Annotated in this window: 11 protein-coding genes; 7 read left to right on the top strand and 4 right to left on the bottom strand. The window is 61.4% G+C overall.

Annotated features, from left to right (window positions below; genetic code table 11):
• Nucleotides 1-30: 30 nt before the first annotated feature.
• Nucleotides 31-2,823 (bottom strand): TonB-dependent receptor plug domain-containing protein, encoded by a 2,793-nt coding sequence (locus tag ACTHND_RS12875; RefSeq protein WP_440178351.1) that lies wholly within the window; start codon nucleotides 2,821-2,823, stop codon nucleotides 31-33.
• A 211-nt stretch (nucleotides 2,824-3,034) separates the two neighbouring features.
• On the opposite strand from ACTHND_RS12875, the gene ACTHND_RS12870 reads away from it, so the two are divergent.
• Together ACTHND_RS12870 and ACTHND_RS12865 are read left to right on the top strand one after the other, a co-directional pair.
• Nucleotides 3,035-4,978 (top strand): isoaspartyl peptidase/L-asparaginase, encoded by a 1,944-nt coding sequence (locus tag ACTHND_RS12870; protein WP_440178350.1) that lies wholly within the window; start codon nucleotides 3,035-3,037, stop codon nucleotides 4,976-4,978.
• Complete coding sequence (locus ACTHND_RS12865) at nucleotides 4,978-5,430, top strand: Lrp/AsnC family transcriptional regulator (RefSeq protein WP_440178349.1); 453 nt, start codon at nucleotides 4,978-4,980, stop codon at nucleotides 5,428-5,430. Before ACTHND_RS12870 ends, ACTHND_RS12865 begins: the two co-directional genes overlap by 1 nt.
• Here the strand turns inward: ACTHND_RS12865 and ACTHND_RS12860 are convergent.
• Complete coding sequence (locus tag ACTHND_RS12860; protein ID WP_440178348.1) at nucleotides 5,427-6,554, bottom strand: aminotransferase class I/II-fold pyridoxal phosphate-dependent enzyme; 1,128 nt, start codon at nucleotides 6,552-6,554, stop codon at nucleotides 5,427-5,429. The genes ACTHND_RS12865 and ACTHND_RS12860 overlap by 4 nt on opposite strands.
• 122 nt (nucleotides 6,555-6,676) lie before the next feature.
• On the opposite strand from ACTHND_RS12860, the gene ACTHND_RS12855 reads away from it, so the two are divergent.
• Genes ACTHND_RS12855 through ACTHND_RS12835 form a run of 5 tightly spaced genes read left to right on the top strand, consistent with a single transcriptional unit; the run spans nucleotide 6,677 to nucleotide 10,995 of the window.
• Entirely contained in the window at nucleotides 6,677-7,297 is a 621-nt protein-coding gene (locus tag ACTHND_RS12855; protein ID WP_440178347.1) for a PepSY-associated TM helix domain-containing protein, read from the top strand.
• Between the two features lie 8 nt (nucleotides 7,298-7,305).
• A complete protein-coding gene (locus ACTHND_RS12850; protein WP_440178346.1) occupies nucleotides 7,306-7,827 on the top strand; it encodes a DUF2271 domain-containing protein in 522 nt (173 codons plus the stop codon).
• Entirely contained in the window at nucleotides 7,828-8,817 is a 990-nt protein-coding gene (locus tag ACTHND_RS12845; RefSeq protein ID WP_440178345.1) for an FAD:protein FMN transferase, read from the top strand.
• Entirely contained in the window at nucleotides 8,814-10,130 is a 1,317-nt protein-coding gene (locus ACTHND_RS12840) for an NADPH cytochrome P450 oxidoreductase family protein (RefSeq protein ID WP_440178344.1), read from the top strand. The genes ACTHND_RS12845 and ACTHND_RS12840 overlap by 4 nt, the downstream gene beginning before the upstream one ends.
• 22 nt (nucleotides 10,131-10,152) lie before the next feature.
• Complete coding sequence (locus ACTHND_RS12835) at nucleotides 10,153-10,995, top strand: DUF4198 domain-containing protein (RefSeq protein WP_440178343.1); 843 nt, start codon at nucleotides 10,153-10,155, stop codon at nucleotides 10,993-10,995.
• On the opposite strand, the gene cobA is transcribed toward ACTHND_RS12835, so the two are convergent.
• Together cobA and ACTHND_RS12825 are read right to left on the bottom strand one after the other, a co-directional pair.
• Complete coding sequence (cobA, locus tag ACTHND_RS12830; RefSeq protein WP_440178342.1) at nucleotides 10,973-11,869, bottom strand: uroporphyrinogen-III C-methyltransferase; 897 nt, start codon at nucleotides 11,867-11,869, stop codon at nucleotides 10,973-10,975. The two genes, ACTHND_RS12835 and cobA, sit on opposite strands and share 23 nt — an antisense overlap.
• The coding region (locus ACTHND_RS12825) for a nitrate reductase (RefSeq protein ID WP_440178341.1) at nucleotides 11,859-13,490 on the bottom strand (1,632 nt) is incomplete at its 5' end. The genes cobA and ACTHND_RS12825, both read right to left, overlap by 11 nt.

Genomic DNA, 13,490 nt, shown 5'->3' with positions numbered 1-13,490 from the left:
GCCGGCCCGTAGGTTTTCACTCAGACTTTATCAGTACTTGTAGGTGATCTGCAGGAAGCCCGAACGGCCGAGACCTTCGTACCAGTTGGCATTGTAGTACGGGTAGCTGGTCCAGGTGGAATCATAGGGCGGGTTGGTATCGAACAGGTTGTCGATGGCCAGGGACACCGTGACCTTATCGTTGACTTCATACTGCGCCGAGGCGTTATAGAGCATGTAGGCTTTCACCCAGGCGTCCTCGTCATAGTTTGGCAGACGGCTGGTATAGTTGCCGTCGATATTGAACTTCCACTTGCCCGTCTTCAGGTTGACGCTGGCCGAAGCCTTGTCGCGCGGGATGTAATAGTCGGAATCGACCGCCAGCTTGTTGATGGCTGGATCGCCGACATAGCGGGTATAGTCATGGTCGATGACATGGGTATAGCTGCCCGAAAGGCCGAGCACGCCGATCGGCGTATCGAAGCGCAGGTGGCCGGCGAAGTCGTAACCGGAGGTTTCTTCCTTGGCGACATTGATCGGGCTGACGAACACCTGGGTTATGTCGCCGCCGGAATCACGCGTCACACGGGCAATGGCGTCCTGGCAGGTCGGGGTGTTTATGTCCTGCAGGCCGTTGCGGCATTCGCCTTCGGTGCGGGTCAGATTATTGATGACCAGATCCTCGACCACGCCTTCCATCTTGATCTTGAAGTAATCGACGCTGAGATCGAACATGCGTGACGGCGCCCAGACGAAGCCGGTATTGAAGCTTTCGCTGGTTTCCGGTTCCAGGTCGCGGTTGCCGCCGGTCTTGACCGAGATGCGCGAACCGCGGCCGCAATCGCCGGGATAGTCTTCCGGCGTATCATTGTAGCAGGTGTAGTAGTCGGTGGCGCGGCCTTCTTCGTAACCGATGCCCTGATAGACATAGTTCAGGTCCGGCGCGCGGAAGCCGGTGCCCCAGGCGGCGCGCAGCAGCAGGGTCTTGAGCGGACGGTATTCCAGACCGAGATTATAGGTGCTCTGGCCAACGCTGTGACCGGCATAATCATAGTGATCGTAACGGGCCGCGGCGCTGGAGGACAGGGTGGAGAGCAGCGGAATACTGAACTCGATGCCGGTGGCGTAGTGATTGCGGTGGCCCTTCGAGATGAAGTCTGTCCAGCTAAAGAAGTGCGGCGAGGCGGCCTTCGGGTCGGTGCCCTGGTCGTAGTCCTGACGACCGCCCTCGATGAGGAAGTTGAAGCCAACAGGGCCGGCCGGCATCTGGAACAGGTCGCGGGTGCCAATCTGGGCGGTGACTTCGGTGACCGAGCTCTTCGGATGATAGACGGCATTTTCAGCGATCGAGGCGTATTCTTCCGGGGTCAGCGGGGTATAGAAGCGCGTCGGGTCGGCATTGAAGACTGGCAGGCCGTAGCCGTCATCCTCGCCCAGGAATTGCGGGTCGGTGTCCATGCCGAGCTTCGGGCCGAGGAACAGGGCATTGGCCTTGTCGACATTGATCAGCGGAAAGATGACCTCGGCGGTATAGGCGCTGTAGTTGAGCGCCACCTCGTAGTTCCACTTGTCATCGGCGCCAAAGGTGCCGCGCACACCCGGCGTGAAGGTATAGGTGGTCGAATTGACCTGGCGCTTGGCCTTGTCCAGCCCGCCCATCTCTTCCGGGGTGAAGATGCGATACCAGTTGTCGGTGCCGCCGGTGAAGCTGTTGTAGAAGTCGCCGACATCGTTGCCGGTTTCATCCTGATAGCCCCACGAGGTCGGGCGCTTCAGCAGTTCTAGCCGGCTGAGGCCGAACTGGACATCGGCGAAGAGGTGCAGACGGTCAGACACATCATAGGTAAAGGAGCCGACGAGATTCCCAGCGTGGCGCTGCGACTGGACGGTCTTATAGCCGATGGCGGATTCGCTGCCGCAGTAGGCGCCCAGAATGGTGTCGCCGTCGCCGTAATAGTCATCGATCGCCAGGTGGGTTGTGCCGCCATTGGTGGAGGCGGTGAGGGCGCAATCGGCCTCGGTGGCATCGATGGCATAGACATCATAATCGACGCGCTGCCAGTTGGTGACCGGGGTCTGGTAGGCGGGATCGGGCGCGTCGAGCGTCGAATCCTGGCGCTTGCGCTGGTAGCCATAGATCGGATCGGTCCACAGGATTTCGCCGCCGAAGACGCCATGGAACTTGCCGGCGTCGAAGCCCGACGAATAGTTCAGGCGGTGCGATTGTCCGCCGCCCTGTTCGGTCCAGCCGTAGCGGTAATCGAGCGTCGAGCCGTCATAGCGCTCCTTGAGCTTGAAATTGACCACGCCGGCCAGGGCGTCCGAGCCATAGATGGCCGAGGCCGAGCCGGACAGGATTTCAATCTGGTCGACCATGCCCAGCGGGATATTGGAAATGTCGGTGAAGTTGCCGTTGCCGTCATAGGGCATCGGATAATCGGAGATGCGGCGGCCATTGACCATGACCAGGGTATGGTTGGGGCCGAGACCGCGCAGATCGACCTGTTGCGCGCCCGGCGAATAGTCGGCGGCGTCGCCGGATTGCTGGGATTGCGTTTCACCGCCGTTTTGCGTCACGGTTTTCAGCACGTCCGGCACGCTGGCATAGCCGCCGGCGCGAATCTGGTCGGATGTGATCACGGTGACGGGCGCTGGGCCTTCCTTCTGGGTGCGCGGGATGCGCGAACCGAGAACGACAACGGTCTGAGGTTCGTCATCCGCCGGCGCAGCGGTTGTGGTGTCCTGCGCACTTGCCACGCCATGAAGGCCATAGAGGCTGCATCCGGCAAGCAGGGTCAGCTTGCAGAGGTGCCCAAGAGTTATATAAGGCCTGGTTTTCTTCATGGAACGCTCCTTGTTGATGTAACGGTGTTCGCGGATGCAAATGGGATAAATGTGCAAATATAGTTTCAAAGTGCACTATTTTTGCGGAAACATGATGAAAAGTGACATCATTGTGTCAAACTTGGCAATCAAATTGTTGCCATGAGGTCAATTTGCGATCACAGTTGTGGTGATATGTTGCATTTGCGCACTAACAATCGCGGAGCCTGCCATGCGTCCCTTGATCCTTGCCTTAAGTCTCGCCGTCGTCACCTTAAATTTGGGTAATATAGCTGAGGCGAAGGCATGGAAGAGCGGACCGGGCTACAAAACCTTTGTGATCGGTGACGAGACGAAGCCGACCGCCGATCCGGTAAAGGGTGGCTTCCTGCTGAGCGGCGGCGGTGACTGGGCCTATGATGCCTTCCGCTGGTTCACGGCCCATGCCGGGCATGGCCATATCGTCGTGCTGCGGGCTTCCGGCACCACGGAATCGCAGGATGAATTCTATAATCAGGTAAAGGGCGTCAGTTCGGTGCGCACCTTCCTGTTTACCGACCGCAAGGCATCTTACGATCCGAAGCTGCTGGAAGCGGTGAAAAAAGCTGACGGCATTTTCCTGGCGGGCGGCGACCAGTCCAACTATGTCCGCATGTGGAAGGGCACGCCGCTCAACGAAGCGCTCGATGCCCATGTGGCGGCCGGCAAGCCGATAGGCGGCACCTCGGCGGGGCTGGCCGTGCAGGGAAGCTGGCTATACGGGGCCATGGATGGCGGCAGCATTACCTCGCCGGAGGCGATGAAAGACCCGCTCGGTTCGGCGGTGACGATGGAAACCGATTTCCTGCATTCGGAGCTGATGGCCAATATTGTCACCGACAGCCATTTCGGTGTGCGTGACCGCCTGGGCCGCCTGATCGCCTTTTTGGTCAAGTCGGAATCCTTGCGCGCCTCGCCGAACAAGCGCTATGCGCATCCGCTCGTCGGCCTCGGCATTGATGAAGAGGCGGCGATGACGGTCGAGGCCGATGGCACGGCAAAGGTCTATTCCAATCTCGATGGCCACGGCTGGCTGGTGCAAGGCGGTGAGGTTCACGATCTGGCGCCGGGCAAGCCACTCAATATCAAGAATGTGAGTGTGACGGGCATCGGCAAGACAAGCACCTTCAACATCCGGACACTTGAGGTCGGTCAGCCATCCTTCACGCGCACCTATGATGTCACCAATGGCGTGCTCACCCAGCAAAAGCATTGGTCGCTGGCCATTCATGGCGGGGCCGGGGTGATTGATCGCGGTGACCTGACGCCTGAGACCGACGCCGCCTACCGTGCCGGTCTGGCCGAGGCGCTGAAGGCGGGGCAGGCGGTGCTCGACACCGGCGGCACGGCGCTCGATGCCGTTGAAGCCACGCTCAAACCGCTGGAGGACAATCCCCTGTTCAATGCCGGCAAGGGTGCGGCGATCGCGGCGGATGGCAATGTCTATCTCGACGCGGCTATCATGGACGGCGGCACCATGAAAGCCGGCGCCGTGGCGGCCCTGACACGGACGAAGAACCCGATCCTGGCGGCCCGCGCGGTCATGGACAAGACGCGGCATGTGTTCCTGGCCGGGGAGGGCGCGGATGCGTTCTCGAAGGCGCAAGGTCTGGCGCAGGAAGACCCGTCCTATTTCCATACGCCGGAGCGCGAGCAGATGCTGGTGGACTGGAAGAAGGATCACCAGGCCATGATTAACCCGACTCATATGTACGGCACGGTTGGCGCGGTGGCGCTGGATAGCGACGGCCATCTGGCGGCGGCCACCTCGACCGGCGGCCTGACCGGCAAGCAGTGGGGCCGTATCGGCGACAGCCCGCTGATTGGCGCGGGAACCTATGCGCGTGATGGCGATTGCGCCGTTTCGGCTACCGGCACTGGCGAATATTTCATCCGCGATTCCGCCGGCCGCCAGGTTTGTGACCGCGTGCGCTGGAACCGTCAGGATATCGAGGCCGCGGCGCATGACACCATCATGTCGATCGGTTCGATCGGCGGTGACGGCGGTCTGATCGCCATGGACGCCAGCGGCAAGCCGGCCTTTGCCATTAATGATGTCGGCATGTATCGTGGGGCGGTATCATCCGATTCCCCCGTTATCCGAACGGCAATCTATGGCGACGAGACACTGAAATAATGACCACGCGCAAGCCTGCCCCGGAACTGGACGCCATTGACCGCAAGCTGATGGCGTCCTTACGCGAAAATTCCCGCCTGCCGGTATCGCAACTGGCGACCATGCTCGATATTCCACGCACCCAGGTTTATGCCCGGCTGGAACGGCTTGAAAGCGAAGGCATTATCGACGGCTATACGGTGCGGCTGGGCCAGGCCTACTCGAAATCGCGTCTGCGCGCCCATGTCATGATCAAGACCCTGCCGCGCCTGTGCCAGGAGGTCGAACTCAAGCTGCCGGAAATCCCGGAAGTCTCGGCCGTCTATGCCATCAGCGGAGAATACGACATCATTGTCATGGTCGAGGCCGCCGACAGCATCGAAATGAACGAACTGATCAATCGGATCGGCTTGCTCGATGGTGTGGAGCGCACCACCACCTCAATCATTCTGGCCGCCAAGCTGGAACGTTAGGTTCTTGCTGCGAACCAGACGGTCAGCCTCTGGATTGCTTCCTCGATCTCAGGTGTGGAGACGGCAAAGCTGAAGCGAATGAAATGACGACCCTCGACCGGATCGAAATCGAGGCCTGGTGCGGTGGCTACGCCGGTGTCGCGCAACAACATCTGGCAAAAATCGAGGCTGTTGTCGGTCAGGTGGCCAATATAGGCATATATATAAAAGGCGCCGTCGGGCGGCGCAATCGAGGTCAGGCACATAGCGGGCAGGGCATCGAGCAATAGCTGGCGATTGCGGGCGTAGGTGGCGACATGGGCCTCCAACTCGTCGCGGCAATCCAGTGCCACCAGGCCGGCATGCTGGCTGAGAGATGGCGCGGTCAGGAAAAGATTGCCGACATAGGCGCGGGCCTTTTCCAGATGCTCTGGCGGCACCAGAAGCCAGCCCAGCCTCCAGCCAACCATGCTCAAATATTTCGAGAAACTGCTGACTACTAAAGCGTCCGGCGCATATTCCAGCATGGAATGTGCGGGTTCGACATAGCTCAGGCCGTGATAGATTTCGTCGGAAATGATGCGGATGCCGCGTTCCCGGCAGACGGCGGCGATAGCCTCCAGTTCCGCGGCTTCAATGATCGTACCGGTCGGATTGGCCGGGCTGGCGATGATGACGCCGTTCGGCGCTGGTTCGATGGCGGCCAGGGCCGCGGCGGTCAACTGGAAGCGAACCGAGGCATCGCAGGGAATTTCCAACGGCACCTGACGCAGGGCCTTCACGGTATTGCGGTAGGCGACATATCCGGGGCGCGCCATGGCGATGCGGGCGCCGGGCTCGAAGCCGGAGATCAATGCCAGCAGCAGGGCCGGGGAGGCGCCGCAGGTCAGGATGAACTGCTCAGGTGCGACGGTGACGCCATAGGTTTCCTGGTAGTGACGGGCCAGGCGCGCGCGCAGGTCCGGGCTTTCCCAATAGCCAAGGCCGTCCGTGTCGAGCACATGGTGGGCGGTCTCGATCGCCTTTGCCGGCGCGCCGGTGGAGGGCTGGCCAAATTCCATGTGGATGATGGAGCGGCCCTCGGCCTTCAGTTGATGGGCCAGGCGGCTGATGGCAATGGCGTGAAACGGTTCGATATCCTGCATGTCCTGCTTCTAGGCCAGATGGCTGTCGATCCCAATTCAAAAATTTGAGCTGCATCCTTGTCAGGGCGGATAATTGTTGCTAATGCGAATGATTATCAAAGTTATGCGGTATTTTTGTCTTCATGCCCAGTTCAATAACGGTAAAGTCCGGCTTCTGGCGTAACCAGTTACGCCAATGGCACTGGATCAGTTCGGCGGTTTCGCTGATAGGGTTGCTGTTGTTCTCCGTGACCGGCTTTACGCTCAATCACGCCGCGCAGATTGAAGCCCAGCCCAAGGTGACGAAGATTGAACGCACGGTGCCGAAAGCTACCTTGACGGGCCTGGCTTCGGTCACGGCCAATGTGCCCCTGACGCCCGTTCAGGCCACGGCCATCCGCGGCGCCACCGGCGTCGATGTGCGCGGCGCCACGGTCGATGCTGACGACGACGGCATCTATCTCACCCTGTCGGCGCCGGGCGTCGATTCCACGCTTGAGATCAGCCGCATCGACGGCCGCGCTACCTATGAACGCACCAATCGCGGGCTGATCGCCGTGCTCAATGACCTGCATAAGGGCCGGCATTCCGGGCCTGTCTGGGCCCTGTTTATCGACCTGATCGCGATTGCCTGCGTGGTCTTCTCCGTGACCGGTTTCGGCTTGTTATGGCTTTACGCTCGCGGTCGTCGCGTCACCTGGCCGCTGGTGGCACTGGGGCTGGTGCTGCCTTTCATCCTTTTCCTGCTGTTTGTTCACGCCTGAGGTTTCCCATGACTTTCAAATTCCTTGCCTTCGCCGCCGTTGCGGCCACCGGCCTGACCGCTTCCATCGCAAATGCCGGCCAGGTCGTGCTCGATATCGAAATCCCGACGCAGAAGGTCGCCGAATATCACAAGCCCTATGTTGCCGGCTGGATCGAGGATACGGCCGGCAATCACGTCGCCAACGCCTTCCTGTGGTATGATGTCAAGAAGCCGGAAAACCGCGGCGCCCGCTGGCTGAAGGATCTGCGGTCGTGGTGGCGCAAAAGCGGCCGCGACCTGACTTCGACCGATGGTTTCAGTGGCGCCACGCGCGCCCCTGGCCGCAATACGCTGGCATTGGATACCAACACTTCCGCTTTCAAGGGACTGAAGCCCGGCGCCTACAGTTTCGTCGTTGAAGCCTCGCGTGAGCAGGGCGGGCATGATCAGGTAAAGCTGCCGCTGACCTGGAACCCGGCCAGGGCGGCGACCGCCAGCGCAAAAGGCACCACCGAACTCGGTCAGGTCAAGCTCAGCTATAAGCCGTAAATGACCCCGTCGCTGCCCGCCCTTGACCGACGTGTCCTGATCCCCGACCTGGTCGCGGAACCGCATCCGCCTGCCGGAACGGTCCGTCACGATCTGGAAGGATCAGCCTTCGCCACGACCTGGCGGGTCAGTTTTTATGCCGAAGCCGATGCGGTCCTGATGGGACTAAAGGCGCGGCTGCAAGGGGTGCTGGATGAGATCGACCGGGAAATGAGTCCGTATCGGATCGATTCCGACCTGACGCGCTTCAACCTGGCGCCGACGGGCACATGTGTCGCCCTTCCGCCCCGGATGATGACGGTCATGCGCCATGCGCTGGATATGGCCGAACTGACCGACGGCGCCTTCGATCCGGCCATCCTGCCGGCGGTTGAACTGTGGGGCTTTGGCGCCAGGTCGGTGCCGGAAGGTCTGCCCGATATCTCGATCCTGCCGGCCAGCCGCTGGCGCGATCTGGTCTGGCAGGCGGAGGGCCTGATCAAGCCGAAGGACGTGCGGATCGATCTATGCGCCATCGCCAAGGGTTATGCCGTTGATGCCCTGATGGACCTGCTCAAGGCAAAACCAGGTGTCTGTTCGGCTCTGGTCGAGGTTGGGGGGGAACTGAAGGGCTGGAGCGTACAACCGGACGGCTTGCCGTTTTGGGTGGAAATCGAGACACCGGTAAAGCAAGCCACTGTGGCCGCTCTGTGCGATTGGGCGGTGGCCACATCCGGCGAACAGGTGCGATCCTTCGTGCATGAAGGACAAGTCCATTCGCATATCATCGACAGCCAGACCCAGGCGCCGACGCGCTCCGGCATTGTCAGCGTGACGGTTTTCGATGCCGAGTGCTGGCGGGCCGATGCGCTTGCCACGGCCCTGATGGTGCTGGGCGAGGCGCGGGCCATGGATTTTGCCGTGGCACACGATATCCCCTGCTTGTTGTGGCTGCGTGACGGCAGCGGTTTCCGTGAGCGTTTAAGTCCGCGCCTGGAGGCTTGGCTGTGACGCCGTTGCTTGATAATCTGACTGATGATCCGGCGCGCTGGGCTGCGGCCGGTGCCTGGGCAGCGGGCTTTGTGGCGGTCAGCCTGTGGGCGGCGCTCAAGGGACGGACAAAGGCCGAAACGACCAGCGATTATCTGGTGCTTTATGCCTCACAAACTGGCCAGGCCGAGGAGATTGCCAGAGACAGCGCGGCTTCTCTTGTTGGCGGTAGATGCGATGCGATAGCTGTTTCCACCGATAAGGTGACAGCCGTACAATTGCGGGCGGCGATACATATACTCTGCGTGGTCTCGACCACCGGCGAAGGCGACGCGCCGGACGAAGCTCTGCGTTTCGAGAACACCCTGATGCGTGAAACACCCGATCTGATGGGGCGGTCCGTGGCCGTTCTGGCCTTGGGCGACCGCAAATATGATCAGTTCTGCGCCTTCGGCCATCGGGTGTTCAATTGGCTGGTTGCCTGCGGGGGCGAGGCTGTGGCACCGGTTATCGAGGCTGATGACCTGGATGCGGCGGCGCTGAAGAGGTGGCACGACCTGCTGGCCTCTCTCGGTGGGCAGGAGACGGTTCATGCAAACACTGGATTGCCGTGGCGGCTGGAGGCACGGACACGGCTCAATCCACTGGGCAGTCATCCACTCTATCATCTCAGCTTTACCGGTCAGGCCGCCGACTGGCAGGCGGGTGATCTGGTGGAAATCACCACACCTTATGGCCACCGCCGCGATTATTCGATCGCAACCCTGCCGGACGAGGGGCGGCTCGATCTTTATGTGCGCGAGGTCCGCAAGGCAAACGGTGAAATGGGCGACGGTTCCGGCCTGCTGATCGAAGGCATACAGCCCGGCGATGCCCTGCCTTTGCGGATAAAGTCGCATAAGGGTTTCCATATGCCGGAAGGAAACGGGCCATTGCTGCTCATTGGGGCGGGGTCGGGTCTGGCTGGTTTGCGGGCGCATATTCTTCAGGCGAACGCGCAAGGTCGCAAGGTCTGGCTGATCTACGGAGAACGTCATCCGGAGCGCGACGGCGCCTTGGCGGATCAGATGAAAACCTGGCGAGAAGAGGGCCGGCTGACGCAGCTCGACCTCGCCTTTTCACGGCCCGATGACGGCGCAGGTCAATATGTCCAGACGATAGTGGCCGCACAGGCGGCGGATATCCCGGCCTGGCTGGGAGATACGGGCGCTGTCTTGTGCTGTGGCGGCCGCGATATGGGGCTGGCGGTCGATCAGGCGCTGACAGGCGTCCTCGGCCAGGCCTGGGTCGATGACGCCAAGATATCCGGGCGATACCGCCGTGACCTTTATTAATTCAGCTTTTGGGAGCCAATTCATGTTGAAACCTGTTCTTTCCGGTCTGGCGGTGGTCGCCCTGTTCGCCGCAGTCGCCGCCGAGGCGCGCACCAGCTATATCCTGCCCTATAATTTCGCGCCGACCGAAGCCTATGTGACGGCGGAAGCCGCGACATCGGAGAATGTTTTCACGCCGGAAGGCGCGCTGAAAATCGACAGCTTCCAGATCATCGATGACAAGGGCGCCGCCACGCCGGCCAAGGGGGCGCAGTTCAAAGAGGTGACCGTTTTCGAATCCGCCCTGCCGCATGAGGGCACTTTCCGCCTGACCACCGGTAATGTGGAAGTCCGCTCGATGCAGATGGTAGAGGTCGATGGCAAATGGCGCCCAATGCGCGGGCCAGGCGGGCCGGGCGGCAATAAGGCACCCGGTGAAGGCGGCCAAACCCCGGTGCAATCACCGCAACAACCGGCCATTCCCGCCGATGCTAAAACGGTTACGGTAAAAGCCATGACCCGTGCCGACAGCTATATTTCGCTAAAAAAACCGTCGGAAGCTTTGCCGCCGCTCGAAGGCAAGGGCCTGGAAGTCGCGCCGCTGACCCACCCCAGCCGTTTGTTCAGCGGCAGCACGTTCGACTTTGCCGTTATATTCGACGGCAAGCCCTTGCCGGCAGCGGATTTCAAGATCGAGCGTGGCGGCGATCAATACCGTGACGCCAGTTATGTCTATACCGGCACGACGGGTGCGGATGGCAAGGCGCAGGTGACCTTCGATACACCGGGCGTCTATGTCATCGAGATGAGCCGCAACTGGCAGGACGGGGATCAAGCCGATCCGCGCAACTGGTCCTACAGCCTTACGCTTGAAGTCGCGCCTTAACAGACGTGGCCAGACGGGCGTAGCCAAAAGCGATGCCGACTCCCATCAGTACCGGACCTTCAAAGGCCGCCTGGGCAACCAGTGCGGCCATTTCCCTGAGTGTGCCGGAAAGGGCACGGGCCGAGGGGCGGCCGGCATTTTCAATAATGACCACGGGCGTTTGCGGCGAGCGCCCCGCATTTAAAAGACTGGCCTCGATATAGGCGGCATTGTGCGATGACATATAGAAGACGAGCGAAGTCATCGGGTCGTTGATGCTTTCCTCGCGCAGGTCGATCGAGCCATCTTTTGTGCGACCGGTCAGAAAGGTGACCGAGCGCGCCTCGCCGCGATGGGTAAGGGGGAAGGAAAACTGCGCCGCAGCGGCCGAGGCCGCGGTAACGCCCGGCAGGGTCTTATGAGCTATGCCATGCTGTTCGAGATAAAGGCGTTCTTCCTCGACGCGGCCAAAGACCGACGGATCGCCGCCTTTCAGACGCACCACATGCAGGCCCTTTTTCGCCAGGCGGACCATCAGTTCATTGGTCTTTTCCTGTGAGACAGACAAGCGGTCCCCACGTTTGCCGACGCAGATCTTGACGCACTTCTGCGGGGCAAGCGCCAGGATATCTTCCGACACCAGCGCGTCATAGAGCAGGGCCTGCGCTGATTGCAGGGCTTTCAGCGCGCCGAGTGTCAGGTGATCGGCGTCGCCCGGACCGGCGCCAACAAGCGAGACGAAGCCGCGTCCTTTCTCCTCCCTTGCGAAGCGGGGGAGGGGGACCACGAAGTGGTGGAGGGGGCCTTTAGTTGATGTGGTAATTGCCCCCTCCGGCGCGACTACGCGCGCCACCTCCCCCGATAAATCAGGGGAGGAGATAAGGTTATACGGCATGGGCGGTCTCCTTTGCGTGTTTCAGCAGGCATTGTTTCAGTTCGCCCTTGCACGAGCCGCAGGCCGTGCCGGCGGTGGTGGCCTCGCCGATGGCCTCGACCGTGAGGGCGCCGTCGGCAATGGCGGCATTGATAGTCTTTTCGCCGACGCTGCGGCAGGCGCAGATGATGCGGCCCTTGTCCTGCACGCCGGGCAGGCGGCCGATCAGCAGGGCAGCCCGGTCCTTGGCGTCGAGCACCAGGTCGCCGAAACGCTCCAGCAGCCAGTCGCGCGGTGGTAGACGCTTGGTGATGGGGGCGATAAAAAGCACACGGGTCAGGCGACCATCCTCGATGCGCACGCGGCGGGTCTGGCCGGTCGTCAGGTCATCCAGGCTCTGGGTGATCTCGATGGCGGAAATATCCATCGGGGCGATGCCGGCGATCTCGAAACAATCGGCATAGGCATGACTGGAGCGACGCCACACCGCACCATTTTCCGTTTCTTTGGCGAATTCCGGCAGTTCGCCGTCGAAATCGCGCGGCGTCATGATAAAGCCGTGCCAGGCCTCGTTATAGGCGGCGACCCGCGCCGGCGTATGCTTGAATTCCGGCTGGCCGGACATAGGATCGACCGCCGGATTGACCAAGGCATTGGCGCGGCCAAAGGGAGCGAACTGGCGTGTCCAGTGCATGGGCACGCTCAAATTGCCTTCGCGGACATCGTCGGTGACGCGGGCCTTCAGGATCGCCTCGCCAAAGGCCGTGGTCACGATGGCCAGGCGGCTGTCCTTGATGCCGAGACGTTTGGCGTCCTTCGGATGGATATCGAGCAGGGGTTCGGTGATATGGCGGTTCAGTTCCGGCGCCAGGGCCGTGCGGGTCAGGGTGTGCCAGTGATCGCGGACGCGGGCGCTGTTGAGGCTAAAGGGGAATTCTGGCGTAGGCAAGTTGGCCGGGCCGGTAGCCTTTGGCGCGATCAGGCGGGCACGGCCGTTCGGCGTGGCGAAGTGACCATCGGCAAACAAACGCTGCGTCGAGCCGGCCTTAGTCACCGGCCAGCGGGTCGGCATCAGGGCGTCATAGGCCTCACGACCAAGACCCGTCAGGCCGCCGAGGTTCAGAAATCTTTGGCCGTTGTTTTCAAAGGCGGTCAGACCGGCATGTTCGTCAAAGACCTCGTGCGGTTCCTTCCAGCCGAAAGCTTTGTCCCAGGCGCTGTTCATGCGGCGCGCCACCTCGGCGACGATTGCCCAGTCGGGTCGGACTTGGCCGGGCAGGGCGGTCATCCGGCGCTGGCGCGAGATCACGCGCTCGGAATTGGTGACCGTGCCGTCCTTCTCGGCCCAGGCCGCGGCCGGTAGAACGATATCGGCAAGTGCCGTGGTGTCGGTCGGCCAGGCGTCGGAGACGATGACGAGTGGACATTTCGCAAGGGCTTCACGCACGAGGCCCGCGCGCGGCATGCTGACCGCGGGATTGGTCGCCGCGATCCAGAGTGCTTTCACTTGGCCGTCCGCCGCCGCCTCAAAAAGATCGACGGCCCTCAAACCCCGTCGCACGGCGAGATTCGGTGCGTTCCAGAAACGTCGGACGCGCGCCACGTTGTCGGGCGCGAAATCCATGTGCGACGCAAGCTGATC

Source organism: Asticcacaulis sp. (genome assembly GCF_051954415.1).
Classification (GTDB): domain Bacteria; phylum Pseudomonadota; class Alphaproteobacteria; order Caulobacterales; family Caulobacteraceae; genus Asticcacaulis.
Note: the sequence above shows the minus strand (reverse complement) of the source record. Positions and strands in the feature narration are given on the sequence as shown.

Coding starts and splice junctions, on each gene's coding strand:
- ACTHND_RS12875 (WP_440178351.1), bottom strand. CDS start 2,823: ATGAAGAAAACCAGGCCTTATATAACTCTTGGGCACCTCTGCAAGCTG.
- ACTHND_RS12870 (WP_440178350.1), top strand. CDS start 3,035: ATGCGTCCCTTGATCCTTGCCTTAAGTCTCGCCGTCGTCACCTTAAAT.
- ACTHND_RS12865 (WP_440178349.1), top strand. CDS start 4,978: ATGACCACGCGCAAGCCTGCCCCGGAACTGGACGCCATTGACCGCAAG.
- ACTHND_RS12860 (WP_440178348.1), bottom strand. CDS start 6,554: ATGCAGGATATCGAACCGTTTCACGCCATTGCCATCAGCCGCCTGGCC.
- ACTHND_RS12855 (WP_440178347.1), top strand. CDS start 6,677: ATGCCCAGTTCAATAACGGTAAAGTCCGGCTTCTGGCGTAACCAGTTA.
- ACTHND_RS12850 (WP_440178346.1), top strand. CDS start 7,306: ATGACTTTCAAATTCCTTGCCTTCGCCGCCGTTGCGGCCACCGGCCTG.
- ACTHND_RS12845 (WP_440178345.1), top strand. CDS start 7,828: ATGACCCCGTCGCTGCCCGCCCTTGACCGACGTGTCCTGATCCCCGAC.
- ACTHND_RS12835 (WP_440178343.1), top strand. CDS start 10,153: ATGTTGAAACCTGTTCTTTCCGGTCTGGCGGTGGTCGCCCTGTTCGCC.
- cobA (WP_440178342.1), bottom strand. CDS start 11,869: ATGCCGTATAACCTTATCTCCTCCCCTGATTTATCGGGGGAGGTGGCG.